This is a genomic window from Algibacter sp. Ld11 (genome assembly GCF_045066735.1).
Taxonomy (GTDB): domain Bacteria; phylum Bacteroidota; class Bacteroidia; order Flavobacteriales; family Flavobacteriaceae; genus Algibacter.
In genome coordinates this window covers 137,976-157,978 of sequence record NZ_JBISHH010000002.1, presented here as the reverse complement: position 1 = coordinate 157,978, position 20,003 = coordinate 137,976, and the positions used below count along the sequence as shown (strand labels likewise).

12 protein-coding genes are annotated in these 20,003 nt (G+C 30.5%); 3 read left to right on the top strand and 9 right to left on the bottom strand.

Annotated elements, in window-relative coordinates; all coding sequences use genetic code 11:
* Positions 1–58: 58 nt before the first annotated feature.
* The 9 genes from brxL to ACJJV4_RS00425 form a co-directional block, all read right to left on the bottom strand.
* Positions 59–2,065, bottom strand: a complete 2,007-nt coding sequence (brxL, locus tag ACJJV4_RS00465; RefSeq protein WP_405291015.1) for a BREX system Lon protease-like protein BrxL — start codon at positions 2,063–2,065, stop codon at positions 59–61.
* Between the two features lie 2 nt (positions 2,066–2,067).
* Entirely contained in the window at positions 2,068–4,596 is a 2,529-nt protein-coding gene (gene pglZ / locus ACJJV4_RS00460) for a BREX-1 system phosphatase PglZ type A (RefSeq protein ID WP_405291013.1), read from the bottom strand.
* Positions 4,597–4,600: 4 nt separating this feature from the next.
* The gene (locus tag ACJJV4_RS00455; protein ID WP_405291011.1) at positions 4,601–6,448 is read right to left on the bottom strand and encodes a DUF262 domain-containing protein; all 1,848 of its coding nucleotides are present in this window, start codon (positions 6,446–6,448) and stop codon (positions 4,601–4,603) included.
* 9 nt (positions 6,449–6,457) lie between these two features.
* Positions 6,458–10,027: a BREX-1 system adenine-specific DNA-methyltransferase PglX gene (gene pglX / locus ACJJV4_RS00450; RefSeq protein ID WP_405291009.1), complete on the bottom strand. Its 3,570-nt coding sequence runs from the start codon at positions 10,025–10,027 to the stop codon at positions 6,458–6,460.
* Between the two features lie 3 nt (positions 10,028–10,030).
* Complete coding sequence (brxC, locus tag ACJJV4_RS00445; protein WP_405291007.1) at positions 10,031–13,543, bottom strand: BREX system P-loop protein BrxC; 3,513 nt, start codon at positions 13,541–13,543, stop codon at positions 10,031–10,033.
* Between the two features lie 4 nt (positions 13,544–13,547).
* Positions 13,548–14,138: a BREX protein BrxB domain-containing protein gene (locus ACJJV4_RS00440; RefSeq protein ID WP_405291005.1), complete on the bottom strand. Its 591-nt coding sequence runs from the start codon at positions 14,136–14,138 to the stop codon at positions 13,548–13,550.
* Between the two features lie 10 nt (positions 14,139–14,148).
* Complete coding sequence (locus ACJJV4_RS00435; protein ID WP_405291003.1) at positions 14,149–14,736, bottom strand: BrxA family protein; 588 nt, start codon at positions 14,734–14,736, stop codon at positions 14,149–14,151.
* A 97-nt stretch (positions 14,737–14,833) separates the two neighbouring features.
* On the bottom strand, positions 14,834–15,835 hold the full coding sequence (locus ACJJV4_RS00430; RefSeq protein WP_405291001.1) for a helix-turn-helix transcriptional regulator: 1,002 nt from the start codon (positions 15,833–15,835) through the stop codon (positions 14,834–14,836).
* A 583-nt stretch (positions 15,836–16,418) separates the two neighbouring features.
* The gene (locus tag ACJJV4_RS00425) at positions 16,419–17,396 is read right to left on the bottom strand and encodes a 1-aminocyclopropane-1-carboxylate deaminase/D-cysteine desulfhydrase (RefSeq protein ID WP_405290999.1); all 978 of its coding nucleotides are present in this window, start codon (positions 17,394–17,396) and stop codon (positions 16,419–16,421) included.
* Between the two features lie 87 nt (positions 17,397–17,483).
* Here ACJJV4_RS00425 and ACJJV4_RS00420 point away from each other — a divergent pair, with 87 nt between their 5' ends.
* The 3 genes from ACJJV4_RS00420 (at position 17,484) to ACJJV4_RS00410 (ending at position 20,002) form a co-directional block, all read left to right on the top strand.
* Positions 17,484–18,401, top strand: a complete 918-nt coding sequence (locus ACJJV4_RS00420; RefSeq protein ID WP_405290997.1) for a helix-turn-helix transcriptional regulator — start codon at positions 17,484–17,486, stop codon at positions 18,399–18,401.
* A gap of 239 nt (positions 18,402–18,640) precedes the next feature.
* Positions 18,641–19,456 carry an RteC domain-containing protein gene (locus tag ACJJV4_RS00415; protein WP_405290995.1) on the top strand — a complete coding sequence of 272 codons (816 nt, stop codon included), beginning with the start codon at positions 18,641–18,643 and terminating at the stop codon, positions 19,454–19,456.
* 264 nt (positions 19,457–19,720) lie between these two features.
* On the top strand, positions 19,721–20,002 hold the full coding sequence (locus ACJJV4_RS00410) for a helix-turn-helix domain-containing protein (RefSeq protein ID WP_405290993.1): 282 nt from the start codon (positions 19,721–19,723) through the stop codon (positions 20,000–20,002).
* Position 20,003: the final 1 nt, after the last annotated feature.

Sequence of the window (20,003 nt, the reverse complement as noted above, 5' to 3'; positions counted from 1 at the left end):
ATAATTGTAAATATCAAATCTAAATATGCAGCCTATCTGCATAGACCAATTTAAAACTTTAAATTTTCAAATAAGTCAACTCACAGGACTTACACTTTCTTTTAGTTTGGTCTAAATCGGCCACACTAAAGCGTTCTTCAATTTTTTCAAAAATATCCAAGCCTCTGCCTAGTGTAATTTTCCAACCATTATCGGCAGCAATAAAACGATCGTGATGTTGTTCAAAACGAAAGGTTAAGTTGATTCCTATACTTTCTACATTTTGCGCTAATTCTTCCAATGACAACTTAGATTCTTCCAAATATTCTTCATTATTCCATGTCACCACTTCTAGATTAATTTGGTCTTCAGGATCTTTATTATTGCCTAACATGATACAGAACTCCAATAAGTTTTTAAACTGGTAATACATTCGTATATATGGATCTTGAATTGTTATATTCTTAGCGCCTTTTAGATAGTTAGCAAAGAGTTTTTTATAAGATATTCCTGTTTGATTATCAGCTAAAATAACTTGATGTGGTTTTAAATCTAATTTAGGTTTCGCGACAGCTATTTCTAAGTTTTCTTCTTCAAGTTCTTCTTTTATTTCAACCGCTGCTTTATAGTTTAAATTCTCAAGTGTTTCTGGGTAAACTTCTACACCATTTGAAAGTATAGTATATTTAAAATCAACAGGCTCACTCTTAAACGTTTCATCAATAATATATAATTGATCTTTGACACGCTTACGACCTTCTATACTAAAATTTAAAAGCTCTAATGCTTCTTTCTCTGAAACTTCTTGATGTGGATATATAAGTTTTACTAATCCAGAAAATGATTTTCTAATGGCTGTTTTATCTCTTGTGGTTAAAGAACCATCAAGTTTTACGTATTTATCCATAATGGATGAAAAATCATACTTACGCATTTCTCTCAATAATTCTGCTAAATAGTCTACTATAAAACCATACTCTGACGAGAAGACTGCTGTTTTTAAAATGCGAACTTCCCAACCAGGAATATACATGTGCATTCTATCTAAAAATGCGCCTTTTAAATACCCTTCTGGAATCGATTCAAATAAATGTGAGTTCTTCAACATATAAGGCACATTGTGCTTTGTATTCCCTACAAAAGCCATAGATGCTGTGGCTTGGTAGGTATCCTTTCCTCTGTTAAAACTCTGATTAGCCATATAGTTCTGCATGATCTTCACCAAATCGCCATCCGTACGCTTCCCACCTTTTTCCTGCTCAAATTCATCGAGAGCTACAACATCCCAATAGCCAACTAATCCTATTTTATTACCTGTATTATTAACAAACAATCTCGCTTTAGAAACATCACCTCCAGACACCAAAACACCATGAGGTGATAACTCTGAAAAAATGTGAGATTTACCAGTTCCTTTGGGGCCTAATTCAATAAAATTATAGTTGTTCTCTGTGTGCGGAATTAATCGAGATAATTGAATAAACTTATCACGCGTATTAAAATACTCTGGATTTAACCCAATACTATGCATCAATAAATCTAACCATTCTTCTGTGGTAAATGCTTTCCTTAAATCAACATATTCTTTCAAATTAACATTAGAGACTTGAATCGGTTTCAAATCTATAATAAGCCAGCGCATGGTAATATCGTCTGCGTGAGAATAGCCTATATTTAAAATACACCAAACACCACCACCACTTAATAGTTTTTGGTTATCCATTACCATTTTGTCAGCAATAGGAACTCCTTTTAAACCTAAACTAGCAAATTCTGCTTCGTATATATTCGCCTTGTCATTAAGCGATACATTAATTTTATCAATAATTTTATAGCTTCCTCTATCTCTAATTTTAGCTTTTACAACTTCTGCATCCGAACGGTGTACATAATTATCTCTAATTACATTTTTAACCTTTTCAATACCTGCTGCAATAATTTCTTCATCATCTATAGCACAGTATTGTCCTAATAAATATTCTAAAACATAAACAGGAACAGGATTACTTCCTTTAACTATTGCTGTTAAATCTTTACGGACTACTTTACCTTCAAAATGTTGTATTATTTTTTCTTTTAAACTCATAACTAAAAATCTTGCGCCAATAAGGTGTTATTAATTACTAACTCTTCAATTAATGGATTAAGTATATCTTCTATATCAAATACTTTTAATTTAAAAACACTTTCGTTAGAAAACTCAGCATTTACAATTAACTCTATATTTGTTAATCGATCGCTTGGTGCTTCTGATGTACTATTTAAAACGACATCTACAGTATTACTTACCAAAGTTGTTTCTTTGTACAATGCGATATTAATTATTCTTTCTTTTTCTAAACGAGACACCTCATTCTCCTGCAGAATATTAAATTTCAACACATTAGACACTACACGAAGTTTACCTTTGTTTAATAATGTTGGATTCACCTTTTTAGCAACTTCTATTCGTTTTCTAGAACTTACAATTAATGGTGTTATTAATTCTTGTAGACTAGCTCCACAATGTACAAACTGATGTCCTACACCAGATTTACGATACCTATTTACTGAAAACGGAATATTTACATAAAAGTCTTCCTTAAAAGTTGTGGTTTGTTTAAGTGGAAAAGTATATCCCAATTCTTGTTCTTTCTTTTCTTTTGTAATAAAGAATCTATTATGAGAAATAAATGTATCGCTTGGTAAGGTTTCTAATTCTTTATCTACAATTTTTTTGTCGTTGTATAAAAACCCATGATCTGCAGTTACTAATACATTAGTAACACCATAAGATCCATGCAATAACTTAACAAACCTAGCAATTTCAGCAATTCCTGTTCTTACAGCTTCAAATGTTCTACGTTCAGAAACTCTTTTATCTCCAATAGCATCAATTACATCATGATAAATATATACCAAATCCTTTTTAAATAAGTTTCTGTTTTTTGCTTCCTTTTCGTTTTTTATAGCATCAAATTGTACCGCTTCAGCATTTGGTTTATACTTTTGAAGTAAATTACTTCTATAGGTGCTTTCTGTTGAAAGTCCATCGCTTAAAATCTTTCCTGAATTAAATACTTTTTCTCCAGGTAATAATTGCGCCATACCAACACTGGTTCTAGAAGGAATAGAAGCCAACATGTGTCTTATTTCGGCAGTATTTTTAGTGTCACCATGCATTTTAGATAATAGCTCTTCTCCTACCTCATAACGCAAAGCATCAGAAATAATGACTACCATTTTTTGATCTACCTCAGCTACTTCTGTATTATAGAAGTCATATTGTTTTGGTGTTTGAATGGTTTTGTAGTCAAAATCTATTCTAGATAAACATTGTAACCATTGTCTGTTTAATTGATCTACATGCTTATTGTAAGTCTCATTTAAATGATTTTTTAGTGTTTCTAAATCTATAGTTGCAGGTACTTCTACACTATCTATTTCATTGAAATACAATATGGCTCGCCTAAAATTAGCATCAATTTTATATACTTCGTTGGTGTAATTGGCGATGTACTCTTCTGGTGTATTTAAAGTGTATGTTGAAATAGTATTTATTGCCAAGGTTGTTTTTAATACTTGTCTTAAAAAACGAACCGTTTCTTTAGCTGCGCCTTGGATTTCTTGTTGCAATGCTAAATTCTCTAATACTTTTAAGCCAACAGCATCATTTGTAATGATCTTGGTTTGCAATTGTTCTAAAATTGCCCAGGTTAAGTTATTTGGGTAAAAAGCATAATTTTCTTCTATGCCATAGGCCTTAACCAGTTGCTCTCCTTTAATATCGTTTTGAATGTTTACTAACAGTTCTTGAAAACCATTAGAAACTAAAGGATTACTTTCTACAACTTGCCAAAACTGATTGATAGATGTTAAATGACTGGTATCGTTAATTTTTAATGTGGCATAGGGATCGTTTTTTGCTAAACGACTATTTTGCATGGTGTAATTGTACAATACACTTTTTGCTGCTTGTAAAAACTCTATGGCAGAAATTGCTTTTAAATTGTAGCCCAGATGATGTCCTACTTTTGCCATAATAATATCGGCTAAATGTGTGCCTTTTATTTTTTGTTGCACACGTTTAAAAGCAGCTTCGTTTTTTTCTTGTGCCAATATGCACAACTTGGTGATTAATACTACCCAATTTTCTACATTTTTAAATTTTAAGAAAGCCGATAATAACCCTTGCTGTAATTCTTTTTCTAAAAAATTACCAGACATTAAAACAGGCTTTACGACATCTTTTACACTTGCATATTTTAATTCTGCCATGTATTTAGATACCATGCCTTTTTGGTGTCGTTGTAAACCAAACTCTTCCATAAAAGCACCAACATTGTCTAGCTGTAATTCTTTATTTGCTAATAATAACCCCATTAAAGGAAATTGGTGATATGCCTCTTGAGAATTAGGCTGTGGTAAGTTTAAGTACAACAATACTTTTTCGTCTTTTAACTCGTGCGTTAATTGGTATTTTAATATAAACGGATTATTCTCCCAATACACCACTTTAAAATCTGAAGTATCTATACGTTGCACCTCTTCTAAAAACTCTTGGGCTTCATCAAATAGAAACAAGATTTTTAGTGCTGGTGAATCGGTAAAGTATTGTTTAGCTTTATCTTGAATCATATTATTATTCTACTAGTTCTGCTTTTAAATTTAATACTTTGTTTAATTGGGACGTCATTAACTCTTTTCGTTTCTCATAGAATATCTCAAAATTCGAAAATTCGAAATCTACTATTGGAATAAAATTATCTGCACAAAACTTATCAGTATCACTTACATTTTTCTTTCCCTTTCCGTCCGTTCCATTAAACCATTCTATAAAATGAGCCGCATTTTTAGATGCATTTTCGGTTCCTTCCATTAATTGCAGATTAGGAATGGTATCTTTCAAACTTTGCCAATGCATCCATTTGGCTTCATCAATACCTTCATCTCGTAATTTTGCATCACTAAACCTTGTATTGGGATGTATATGATCTTGATGAAAATGTACTTGAGTAAATTTAATATTCGGGTACAATAATGACAATATGAAAAAGGAATTTGCTCCTTTTTTATAGTTCATGTATTCTTCAACATCTTCAGATGTAATTTTTAAAATTTTATTTGCAGGTAATTTTAAATTTAATAATTGAGTAAATGGAAAAGAAGTTTGCTTTAATTGGTATGTTTTCTTCCTTGTTTTTTCATCTACTATGGTTTTTCTTAAACCATTTCTAAAACTTGTAATCACCTGATCACCTTGACCGCCATATACATTTTTTAGCAAGGCATATAAAAGATATTTTCTGATCCCTTCTTTTGTTTCTTCACTACTGTTTCCTCCTTTCATAAAATGATAGGCAATTATTATTACTGAATTTTGCGATGTTAATAGTGAACCACTAAAACCAAAAGAAACTAATAAGTCGACTGTTTTTGTTAATGCATCTTTTATTTTCTCCCAATTATCTTTAACAAGCTGGACGTTTTTAGATTTAAACGAATTGACTTTAAATAATACAGGAAGGTCTGACAACACCAAACAACTGCGCATTAAAAAATCATTATTAAACCAAAAACCATCTCCTTTTAAATTTAGGTCTTTCAAAAAAATCTCGATTTGATCTCGACCATCTTCCCAAGTTGCTATAATGGTAGAAAATAATAAATCTGTTTTAGACAAAATAGTACCTCCACTATTTACACGTATAAATATCTTTAAAATATCATCTAAATCATCTTTTGTTACTTTAAAATAATTGATAATAGGATCTACTGTTCTTTTATGCAACCTTGCAAGAGCGGTTCTAACAAATCTTTTATTAGCATTTATAGAATCCTTTTGCTTATCAGTTAGTTCTTTTTTTAATAATTTATCATATTCATGATCTATATCTGGTTCTTTATTAAAATCAAGTACTTCACCTACACGAAACCAATAAACAGCTTCTTTATGCCCATTATTACTTCTTTCATTTTCCTTTGATTGTACTTCTGTTAAAAACCTAAACTCGAAATCGACATCACTATCTTCCTCAATTTCTCCTTTATCATTTTCTAAATAAGGCAATGACAATAGGTTTAAATACATTTTAGATTTCGGAAACACATCATCACTCAAACCTTTTTTATATTTAGTACGCTCTCTGTGTGTTCCCTGGAAACCTAAAAACAATGAACTTAAACGTTGTTGCCCATCTAAGACTCCTATTATTTCTTCGTGTCTAAAACTACCTTCCTTTCTAATATTATATGGACTTCGTGCATCATAATCCTTTAAAAAACTATAAAACACATACTCTTTTGCTTTCTCTTTTTTCAATTCCCAAAAAAGGAATGACCCAATAGGAAAATTACGCATTAGCGAATCAAATAAATATTCAATTTTATGTCTTGGCCAAACAAACTTGCGTTGTATTGCAGGTAGAAAAGCTCTTTCAAACTCTATATCATCAACAATTTCACTTATGCTTTTACTATGATAACTCATCTATTTGTTTTATTTAATCTTTGCCACTACGGTTTCAAACTTTTTATAATTTACGGTAACACCATCGTCTAAATCGAAAGTGATTTGATTGTCTGCCACCGTTTTTAACTCAGCTTCATACTCGTAACACTCCTGTAAGTCTTTGCGTAATTGCTCTAATTTCTTTGCTTCTTGTGTGCTTAGATTAGCTTCGTTACCAGACAATAGCGTAATTTCTGAATCTATATTTTTTATATGTTCTAATAAATAATTGTCACGTATTTTTTCTACAGTAAAGGCATTCATTCTGTGCATATAGACTAAGACTTGAAACGCTCCTTTTTTAGAAGCAAACAACCAGTAAATAGGTTTTTTATTATACATACCCTTCTTGCAATGGTATTTATAAAAATCTGCGACTAAGAATTTCTCTAAATCTTTATTTAAACACTCTTGTATAAAGTTGATGTTATCGGTACGTGTTTCTGCTCCCCAAATAACATCTAGCAAATTATAGACTTGTTGCAAGGCATCATCTGGAAAACTACAAGCAGTTCCCATCAATGGTAGAATAGCATCTTCGTCTATAATGATGTCTCCATTGTTATAACTGTAACTTTCTAGCTCTGCTGCCGTTGGGTTTGGATGTGCAATATTTAAACCTGGTTTATCTAAACGATAACGCCCCATAAACAAACCAATAGCATAACTAATAAACTGGGATAATAATTCTGATTCTGAAACTGGCAAATCAGAAACGCTCAAAATTTGATCTATATTTAAAAGGTTAGCTTTTTTTAAATCATCTCCAAAGGCTGTGATATCTTTAACATGAACATCTGGCGAAACTTCACTTTCTAACTCATATAAATTAATAAAAAGCTTATTTAACTCCTCTTCATTACTATGAATCCCCTTGAAAACTTCAAACATTGACTTAGTCTTCGCTGTTAGTTCATTTTTTAATATATTACCATTACCTACAAAATCTAATTTCATAAAATTCGGTGAAATCTCATAATTATCATAAACATCTTTTGTCAAAGAAATACATGTATCTGCCAGAATATTGATTGTATTTAAAGTGCGTGTATTTGGAATAATTACAGGAACAGCAGCGATATTTTCAACCTGATAATTTAAAGTTGGATTTAGAATCCCTAAGATATAGTTGCCAACTTTAGAAGAAAGTAAAGAAGTAACTAATTTAATTTTATCATTGTCATCTAAAAATAATCCTGAACCCGCTACATCCCAAATATATCCTTTTGGAAAATATCTAGATACGAGAGACAAACTTATGTAAGACCATGTAACATATTCTCTGAAATAAAAATCGGAAAATTGAGCCCTATTTCTTGTATAATCTTTCCCTTCTTTACTAAAATTAACGACATGTTCCTGATTACCAAACCACTTAGAACTCTCTCCTCCTTTACTATATCCTACCCAATATTTTTCTTTATAATCTCCTGGCGTAAAAACTTCAGTCTTTAGATTAATTTTCCGAACATCAACTTCAAACCAAGATCTTACAAATTTTTTATTATCTCCAGTAATCATACCTTGAAAAATTGTGGCTATATCTGAAATATTATCATTATCAAAAATCTTATATCCTGATGAACCAATCCAATAAGCAATTGTTGCTCCAGGAATTTTCATAAAATTTCTCTGATTCTTTTTATAAATATATGATCTATTAGCAAAACATTTCTCTTTTTCTTCAAGACCAAACGCATCCCTTACATCAATAAAAACACCCAAATCATGAACTACTTTTTCTTTTTTTAAGACAAAAGCAACTGATTGAACAATTTTCGAATTTAGTTCTTTAAACACATGCAGCCCCAGATGAATAAGATTTTCAATTTTAAAATTATCAAGTAATTCCATTCTCAATTCATCATATGATGAAATAAACATCCAACTTTGTTGATTAATTGCCGATACATAGCCAAAATTTAAACATAACTCGTTTGACGTTTCTATGAATACTGCAAATAAATCTGTCTTAGATTTTGGATAAAAATTAAAGACATAATCTTTTAACACCTTATTCATGTTTGACCTATGCATATATGGTGGATTTGCTACTACTGAAGTATATTTTTTAGTCAGTAATAACAAAACAGGAATGTAATTATTAAGTTTAGGAAAAATAACTTCAATATTAAAATCTCTAAACTCGGTATTATTTATTTTGTTAAAACGTTCTTCGACATAATTTCTAGTTTCTTCGCTAATATCTAGTTTCATTACGGAACCTAAATTCTTCGCTTGTTTCATTAAGCTTAAAGCTGTGTCTAATTCTTCTATATAATCTGTTCCATCTTCACCTAAAAAGTCTTTTAGTTCCAGTACACTAAAATTTGCTGCTTCTGGCATGGCATACACATTTGGCAACCAATCTTTAGTCCATATTGCAGGATATACTTGTGCTGCTTTTAATAGAATAGCAAAGGTTGCTAGTTGTGCAGCTCTATCGTCTATGTCTAAACCAAACAAATTATTTTTAAGAATAGATTGCACCGCTTCTTCTGCGGTGTAATACTCTTCTAAGTACATTTTGTAGATCAAATCGAAACCTTCTACTAAAATGTGTCCTGATCCTGCTGCTGGGTCTATAAGGGTTAGTTCTTCTACGTTGTTTATTAGAGATTGCTTCTCACTTGATTCCTTCTTATTCGCAATGATGCTATCGTTTTCATTTGAAGAGATTGCTTCGCTGTCGCTCGCAATGACGTTATCATTTTCAACCAAATACTTCATTTGGTTTTTTAGTGCAGAATTTGGGTGTTTGTCTAACCAAATTTTACCTGCCGTATTTTCTACCATGTATTTTACAATCCAATTGGGTGTAAAAATCTGTGTAGCAGCTGGTATGTCTTTGGCCTCTGCTTTCTTCCCTTTGTTAAAAGACTTAAAAACTTCATCTTTCTTTTCAGAAATGTAAAATTGATACAACCAACCAATTAATTCTACTTTTTTATAGTCTTCATCATTTATGGCATCTGTGGTATTTAATAAATGTAGAAAACCATCAGTTTGCAACATATTATCTGGTAGTAACAACTCTGTATAATCGTCTATTTTACCAAAAACACGCTGTAAAGTTTTATGGCTATGACAGTAGCCTTTTATTAGTATGGCAAAAGCCTCTTGATCTTTACTGTAGTCTGCTAGTATTTTTTGTAGTCTGTTTTTTTCTTCCGCAGTTAAAAAATCACTTTTGCCTTGTCTAGCTTTTTGTAAAATGATTGGTGTGTGTTCTAAACCTGGTGCATCTTCTAATTGTGGTTCTTCGTAACCATTTTTCACTAAAATACGCAATGCCATAATGCGGTTAAACCAAGTATAAGCAGCTTCTTCTACAACCACTTCAATGCCTTTATTTTTAATAGCAACTTGTAATGATTTCCATAAATTAGGTACCGAAGGATCATCAAAAACCTCGCCTCTAAAACTGTAACCTCCAGATACTTTTTCTGGTTGTTCTAAAACTTCTCCTTTATCATTAAATCCCCAATACAATAATTTTTTAGCAACACCTTGCATGAGTATTTTACGAGCTTCTTGTGCAAACGTTTTTGTATTCATAGGTTATTTTATGATGATGTTTTTCTTGTCGTTTAATAATTGTAGCATTTCTCTACGTAATTTTAATAGGTAGGCATCCAGTTCCTGTTCGGTAGTAATGGTAGAAATGCCTTTTGTTACGTAATAGGTTGCAGACTCTGCTGCTTTATCTCCTTTAGCAACAGGTGTCGCTTTTATGATTTTTTCTAGCTCGCTAGCCTTAAAATTAGTTACTTCTAAAAACTTGTTTTTTAAGCCAGACAATGAGGTTAAGTTTTTAATTCCTCCTAAAGTGTATTCTTTATCGCTATACACATTTTTAGCCACTTTGCGTTTACCTGCTTCGTCTTCTAATTCTTTAAAAACTGCTTCATAAGCCTTTACCGTTTTATCCTTTAGCTCTTTAATTTTAGAAGTGATGGCATTTTCTAATTCCTCATGTGCTTTTACGATATGCCTGAAGGCTGTTCTCGGATCTTCTAAGGTGAAAAAGTGATTTATCTTCTTTACTTTTTCTAAATCATCTTCGGCTAAGAGTTTAAAATTATCATTATTAACACTTACAAAAGATTTAATTTCTGTGTATTTGGTTAATCTGTTAGCTGCGAAATCTTCTATGGCTTTCGCATTATCAACAAGTTCTTTTAACTGCTCTTGATCTTCAGTAATGCTGCGAAATAGTTTTTTAAGATCTGCAATGTGAATGAACTGATTCAATTCCTTTTTTACTTTCGTAAAGCAAGCACCAAAAGCATATTTACTATAATTAGATTCTAAACTAGAAAAGTTTTGCTCTCTTTTGGTTAGGATATGTTGAAGCGTATCGAATAATTTATTCTGATCTGTTTTTATTTGATCGCCAGTTAAGGGTTCATTAAATATATTCTTATAAGCTAATAGCACATTATCTAGTATTTCCTGATCTATTTCTTCACTAGAAACGACTTCGCAAGAGGTTCTTTCGGCAGTAGAAACTGCCTTATTTATAAAGTCAACTCGGTTATAGCGTTCTTTACCTTTATACTTGAACTCTCGTTTCTTCTTCTTTTCTAAACGTACCAACACATCTAATAAAGCTTCAAAGCGCCATCCGAAAGGTTCTTTTTCAAAGTGTTTAATTAAATCATAAACCGTAATTTGATCGTTGTTTAACGAAATAAAATCGTTAACCATTTGCTCTGCAGGCTCTAATGTTTCCATTAATATCTGATTGTCTGCAACAGACTTCTTTAATTCTTGTTGGTTACGTGCATAGCCGTTAGATAACTCGTGATATTTATAAATACCTTTTAAGTGTGCTTCTATTACATTAGCAAAACGATCTGCAGGTGTACTTCCGTTTATTTCACTGCTTTCTATAATAGTGTTTTGAGATACAAATCGTGTTTCAGCTAAATTAGATTTTAAACTTTCTATAATTTTCTTACCAAGCTGATTATTTCGTGTTCTAAAGTTGTCATTGGTTCTAGCCCTACTACCTGATCCTCCAGAAGGGCTATTTAGAAAATAATCATTGGTTTTACAATACCATTCAAATTCCTTTTTAAGTGTTTCATCTTTAGTAAACCACTCGTTAACTGCAACAACAATTTCTTTTTTATTAATATCTAAAGCTTTCTGTTCTAGCGGTGTATTATCCCTAAGTAAAACGGTAATATCAAAATCTCCGTTTCTAAAAATTTCTTTTCCTTCTATAGAATACCCTACCCTAAAATCGTTCTGACCAAAAGAAACTTTTGGTGCTACATTTATTAATGGTCTTAATAGACTGTCAAAAGTTGTATAGCGTATATCCATGCCAATAACGCGACTACTTATTAGTTTTTGCACATCCATTTCATCTTCATTAAAGAAAAAGTAGCTTCCTTTTTCTTCTCGAATAATACTTTCCTCGGACAAACGCGTTAGTACTTTAGTAATTTTCTTTTGAAGCTCCTTTTTGTTTTGATCTAAAGCATCCATTAACAACACTCCTAGATTTTCTATATTAGAAGGAAAGGTTTGGCGTTGGTTTTCCAACAAATTAGAAATCATAAACAATACTTTCACTACACGTTGGGCAAAGGCATCGTTTTTAACATAAGATAATTCTAATGCATTCTGAATGGCTTTATATCCTCTCTGTGTCAAGTTGGTTTCTAATGATTTATTATAAAACGCATCAAAAGGCATAAACCCACCTACAGCATCATCAGCATGTTCTTTGGCTGTGTAATGTGTAATTCCTAAAATAGAACGTTCGTTGTCTTTTACTTGTTTAATTACAAATTGTAATTGTTGAAAGGCTTCAAAAACATGTGCAATCAATTTAAATTGATACGGAACAAAAGGATACCCAATGATAAATTCATCCTCAGATTTATAACCTTTATATAAATCATGATTTATTTTAAACTGATTATCTATATAGTCTTTATTGTCATGGTACAAATTGGTTAAATACTCTGTACCTACACTATTCTTATCTAATACTCTACGTTGCGTAATGTATGAGGCATCGTTACTTTGTAATGAAATACGCGTATCAAAACGACCCAAAATTTTTCCAAATTCGTCTTGTACATCTGTTACGCCATCGGCTCCTATAGAAACTTCATCCAAGGTTTGTTGTGCTGTACAAGCAATCCAAACTTGGTTGTTACAATCGCTACTAACACGCTCTATAATATTTTGAAAATTTAATAGAATTTCTTTGTTAGTTCCTACATACTGAGACACCTCATCTACTAAAAACAGCAAACGGTAGTTTGCATCTTTTCCTTTTAAAAATTCTTGTAGCTCAGGGATCAATGTAGCACTTATACCAACTTTAAAATTTTCTGGATTAGATAATTTAGCATGTAATGATACTTTGTCTAATTCTGGGATAAACTGTTTTGCAATCTCTAATATATCATCCAATTGAAAAGCTGCAGCATCTGCCGCGTCTGTTGCCCAATTGAAGCCAGTTTCTTCTTCTACTTTTAATTTGAAATCTTCAAAAACACCTTTTTTATCTAATTGCTTTTCTAATAAAACGGCAAGAGGAATATCATTTGAATTATACCCTCTAAATTTATTGAACATGTGCAAGAAGATGCGAGTAAGACGTTCTTGGCTTCCGTCATCGGTTTCATCCTCCACATTAAACATAATGTTGTCTGAATTCGAACCTTGTGCTTTCTTCTTTAACAACCTTAAATTACTAACGGTAATATCTTGATTATTGCCAGCATCCATGGCGTCATATTCATTTTCTACAGCTTTTTCGAAAGCCTCAAAAGCAACTTCTGTTGTATTTACATCTAACAAATAATGGACATACTTAATAAAATGCGATTTACCCGAACCATAATAACCATTGATCCAAATACCAGATTTACCCGATTTTTTATTTAAAACCGTATCTACAATGAGATATAATTTTTCGATTAACTCTTTAGTAAAAACATACTCCTTTATTTCTGCTTTTATAGTCTCTTTATCCTTATTGCTAACTACAACTGCAGGATTAATATCTCTCTCAATACGTCTTGCGTAAATATCTTTTAATAACATCTATTTATTGGTTGATTAGTTTAATAGCTCTGTATAAATTTTCATCTTTTAATAATCCAAAAAGGGAATAATACTCTTTGGCTTCACCAGGATAAAACATAATGAGTTTATATCCTTTTACATACTTTTCAAAATTGTTAAAAAAGCGACTCGCTCTTATGTATGGAAACGCATTTCCAAAACCTTTTATAAACACATAAGATCTTTGAAAAGAATCTTCAATTTTTAAATGTGCTTGTATTTTATTATTTAAAAACTCTAAAAACCGAGTATCATACGCATCTTTAAATAAAGATTTATTGACAGCTTCTGGCTTCTTGTTTTCGTGTGCATTATAAAAATCGAACTTATTAGATTTGGCAAATTTTTCTTGTTTTAAATACATGATAAATTCTTCGTAAATATCTAAAACAATAACATCTAAATAATTTGTTGGACGATGTAACCGATTTTTAATATCTAATATTTCTGCATCTATTTGATATTCATTTTCTGCATTATACATATACATATATGCCGGGAAAAATAAATTTCCTGTTTCATAATCTTTAAAGTCATCATTTGCTAAATGTGTATATAATTCTGCTATCGTCATGTATTACTTTTTATATAAAACAGGCATCTAAAAACCACATATCATCATTCTCTTTAAAATAAACCCAAAAGGTTTGATTAACATTTATAGGCTGACGTAATGTTTCTTTATGAAATAAACCTGCATCTTTTATGGCTTTTCTATATTGTGTATTTATCTTTTTAATAGTTGTTTCAGACCAACTCTCTACATCTACTGATGTTGATGCCAATTCATCTAATCGCATTTGTACATCGTATTCCGTTAATAACAATCCTAGTTTTTGCTTTTGAACAGTTACTTGAAAATGCAAATCAAATACAATGGGATAGGTTTTTAAACACACAAATAACAATGCTAGTTTTGATTCTAACTCATTTAAGTCTTGAAAAAATCTCCAAAAATTAAGAGACATTACTTTATGTCGTCTTATAATTTCTGAAACAATTCTTTTTCTGGCTGATAAAGTAGTTATTGCTAGAATCTTGTTTTCTTCAATATCATTCTTTATTATTTCTTCAAAATCTTCTTCAAGCAAATAAGGTTTCAGGTTAGAAAATTCATTAAAGAAGATTCCACCTGCCGTAAAGTTTGCATCGTATTTTTGTATGTTAGGCATTTATCTTTTTTAATAATATTTAATTAGTTACTGAACTACTAAATAATTTTAATCTTTAAAACAAAGATCAAAACTAATCATGCAATACAACTGCATATTAATAATTATTAATCATATTTTTTACTCTTTCTATAATTTCTTTTCTTATTTCTATTGGTTTTATAACCTCCACATCTGCTCCATAAGACAACAACAGCTGGTACAATTCATTATTAGGAATCACTTCTATACTTATTGTTCTTCCTGAATAATCTAAACTATCTATTTTTTGTGAGCCATGTAAAGGTTTCGTCAATACATAATTAATACGATTTTCAGAAAACCTTAAATAAATCTTTTCTATTTTACCTCCTTCTGGTTTTGTTACGCCAATAATATCATCAAAATAATCTAACCAATTTATTACACTAGGTACAAAACTAGCATTCAACTCTTCAATACTATTTATTCGATCTAAAGGGTAATTAGAAATTGCTTTATATTTTTCATTAAAACAAAACAAAAACCAACGGTTATTATATTGTTTTACATGATATGGTGAAATTATTACACTAAATTGTGGTTTTCCATAAGGCTCATAATTAATTTTAATTTGCTTACGTTTTAATATTAGATTAAACAGTGTTCCGATATGTTCTCGTCCTTTTAAATCTATATTTTCTTGATAACCAATAATACCATTATCTCCACTTTCTACAAGTTTGAATGCTTGTTCCATCCTGGGTATTAATTCTTCTAACCAAGAAAACTCTGCTCTATGCTTATACCTTGATAAAATTGCTAGAGTAGTTTCTAACTGTTCTGTATCACTAAGGTTTAAAGGATGGTTTGAAATTGAAAATTTTTTATCTAAATAGCGAAACACTCTTTTCTTTCCTAATTTTAAATCGTTATTTAAAATAATGGAATATCCTTCTTCTGATTTCATATAGGCAATATCATATTGTAGTTGCCTTAACTGCACACCTTCTGTTCCTATCTCAAAAAGAAAATTATTAATTTCATTTAATAAATCCTCATAAGTAAATACCCTATTAAAATTACTAAAGCACCTGTCTAAAATATTATATCGAATTTGAGCATGTTTATTAGTTGCCATAAAATTTTTCAGATTAAAAAAATAGATATGTAAATCTAATAAAGTAAAGAGAAATTATATTACATAAGTCACTTTAGTTATCAAACTTATTATTTTTATAGGAGTAAACTTTACGGGAAACCGTAAAATAGGGAATAATTAGAAAATTTTGATAAAAAACCGCTCGTCACATTAACAAGAGGAAATAGCTTGCCTTAAAGATCTGGCAAATTTTAAATTGAATTAAAACACGAAAAACCTTGTCTAATTCAATCGTAAAATATAACTTTATAATTCAAAATTATTACTAATAATAGTGAACACAAAACTGAACACGTTTTGGAACACGATTTAAAATATAGTAGTTTTTAAATAATTGATAATCAATTATTTAGTTTTATGAAATTTTCTTGTGCGAAAATTCATAACTCGGAGGTCATGGGATCGTGCCCCATTCTCGCTACAAGTAAAACCAGGGAAAGTCAAGAATTTTATTCTTGGCTTTTTTTTTTGCTAAAACATAGCTAAAACATTAGGTATACTTTCTTTCTCACTATACAATCAACATCAATTTACCTCAAATTTTATTACATTGATAAAACTATTACATTAATTCCTTAGAATAATAAAAATTCGCGGGTAAACCGCCAGTATGCCAAAATAAAATATTAGCCCCTTTTTCTATTTTCTGACTTTTTATATGATCTAGCATACCGTAAAAAGCTCTTCCTGAATAAACAGGATCTAATAAAATCCCTTCATTTTCTGCTAATTCTTTAATAGATGATTTTTCATTTGACGTTACAACTCCATAACCTTCCGAATCATATCCATGAATCAATCTAGCATCATCAATAGAATATGTTTTTTTTATTCTCAAACTCTTTTGTCCTTCTTTTAGTAATTCCAAGACTGCTTCAGCTAAAGTTTTATCTTCGTACCCCATTTTATCAATGCTAATTGGCATTAATTTAGTATCCACTTCAAATAAATCAATCCCTAACCTAAGTCCAGCTTGTGTTCCTCCAGAGCTTGAAGCAAAAAAAATATAATCCATTTTCAAGTTCTTTTCTAAAAGTTGTCCCTTCAATTCTTTAACAGCATCAACAAAACCGTAAGCTCCTAATAAATTTGATCCCCCATAAGGCACAGCATAAACCTTCTTTCCTTTAAGTTCTAGCTTCTGTTTAAGAAGCTTAATATCCTCCCCTTTCCTATTGTCTCCGCTAAAATTAATTTTAGCTCCCAATAACTGAGACAATAATAAATTCCCATTATATCTTTTCGGTTTTTCCCCTCCCAATAATAGATGGCATTCTAATCCAACCTTAGCGCAGGAGGCAGCGGTTTGTCTACAATGATTAGATTGTTGAGCTCCTGCAGTTATAATGGCATCAAATCCTTTGCTTAAAGCATCATATATAAAATATTGCAACTTTCTTACTTTATTCCCTCCTGACGCTAAACCAGAGTTATCATCCCTTTTAATATATAATTGGTAGTCCTGGTATTTTTTAGATAAATTAATCATTTTTTCCAACGGTGTTGGAAAAAAGCCCAGAGGGTATTTATTAGCTAGCATGACTCTCTTATTTTTGATTCACATTAATAATCATTACCTTTAATTTATCTAAAAATACGGGTAAAATTTTAATTTTCAACAATTTAGATGTTCTTACTTATTCAAAAATACAAATATACACCGAAATATGAATATGTTTCATCGATGCATTGGGTTGTTCTATTTACGTGTATTTTAATAAGTTTTATCATTATATTTCAAATAATACATATCTATTGTAGCAAACAAAAAACAAATAAAGAGAAACTTCGATATCTTTATTTAGCCATACTTTTTCTTTTATATAATGTATTAAATGGCCTGCTACCTAACACCAGTTTACCTGGGCCATTAATCCTACAATACATTATTACTTACGGTATTTCTATATTTATGTGCATTTACCTAATATGGTATTTATATCAAGAATTCAATATAATCACACCAAACTATTTTTTTCAAGTAAAAAACCTAACTATTATATTATCTACCGCATTCTTACTTTTATTTATAGTTCCATATTTCTTTTCTTATTCGTTAAACTCATCTCGCAGTTTATTTTTAATACTACCTATATTATTATCCTCTATATTTTTTATATACTTCATCAAAATAATCACGAAAGAAGTAAAACGCCAACGGTATTTTAAAATTCAGACCTATTTAGGGCTTTCCTCTATTCTATCTATTGTCCTTCTTCCTTTATTAACTTTTTTTGGAGATTTTCAACCCATTACACAACCTGTTGTATCAGCTGCATTTTTTCTGGTAACTATAATGGAAATTAACAGCTATATCTACCGCTTAAAAAATACCCACACACTCAAATTAAATGTTGGACGTCAATACAATTTCACAAATAGAGAAAATGAAATAGCTCTGCAAATAATTAAAAAGAACAGCTATAAACAAATAGCCCAAAATATGTTTATAACTTATGGAACCGTTAGAAAACATGCTTCTAATATTTTCATAAAATCAAATTGCGCTAGCCGAAAGGATTTTATCAAAAAATTCAAAAAGTAAACTAAACATCACCTATTTCAATATGTGCGTAGTAAATTCACATTTCAAATACGCAAAATATACACAGTTAAAAAAGAGAAAATTAAATTCATAGATTATATTTGTCATCACGGAAATAGGAACTCCATAAAAGTTCTATGTAGAACTTTACTAACCAAACCATTATTTCTTTTCTAGATTAAAGATTACAACTAAGTAATCTAAACGTCTGTTACTCCTATTTCATATAAAAGGAAACAATGGATTTTAAATTGAAAATTGATACTTTCTTAAATAGTCTTGGAGATATTAAAAATAACTACCATGAACCTATCGCTGTTTCAAATAAATCCATAATACTTTGTCGAAACCTCCTATGCACTTTTAAAAAGCAAATAATAAAGAGAGGTTTTAAATCTGAACATGAAGAAATTCAATTCTTTAAACAAGTAAAACAAATACCACTCACTCATCTTATTTATTACACAGAAATACGTTCTTTTGAAATTCAATTTCCTAAAGCCAACAAAGAGTCTCAAAAAAAATATATTACACATAAGCTTAAAAAGCTTAATCGCTTCTTTTTATATAATATAGATTTTGGGCATTATATAGAATCACAACAATCTCATTTTGATGTACAATATTATACCAGAATTTATTTGGATAACATACCTATAACATCAACAAAATTCTATTTTCAAGATCCTGATTTTTGCACTGCTCGCGATATGCTCTTGGGTAAATACAAAGCTTATAAATTATTGATTAATTACCTTCAAAATAGATTGAACAAACTCAATAATTTCAATAATTATCAAAATGATTTAAAGTGGACAGCAAACAAAACAGCTTTAACAGAGCTCATCTACGCTTTGCATTGCAACCGAGTTATAAATAACGGAAATAGTGATTTAAAAGAAATAGCAGACTCTTTACAAAACCTCTTCCAATTTGAATTGGGTAATTTCTACAAAACCTTTTCAGAAATTAAAGCTCGAAAAAATAGTCGTACTAAATTTTTAGATGATCTCTCTACAGGTCTTATAACCCACATGAATAAAATGGATGAATAATCCCGTAGTACGGTAAACCTCCTGCTTTATATCATCATACCAATTATTGAACAATTTCTCCAGCAGTATCCATAAACCCCGTCTTCAAACCTACTTAAATAGCATCAATCTTCAAGATGTTAAATTTCCCCCGGACTACGATTAAATAGTGATAAAAACAAGGCAAACCTCATCAATTTTGTGAAATGAAAGTCAAACAATACTATTGTGAATTAAAAGGCATGTCGCTTTCTTAAACAAAAAATTCACTTAAATCAATTTATTATGGCAACAAGCATTATCACAACAGACGATCTTCGAGATTTCAAAACAGAACTTATTGAAGACATAAAAAAACTACTTCTTAAACATAACAATGGGAGTCTAAAGAAATACCTAAAATCTTCTGAAGTTATGAAACTCTTAAAAATTAGCCCCGGCACCTTACAAAACCTTCGAACCAATGGCACATTACCTTTTACTAAAATGGGAGGAATTATCTTTTATGATGCAGACGAAATACAAAAAGTAATGCACGCAAATAGAATGCCTCACAAAATCCAATAAA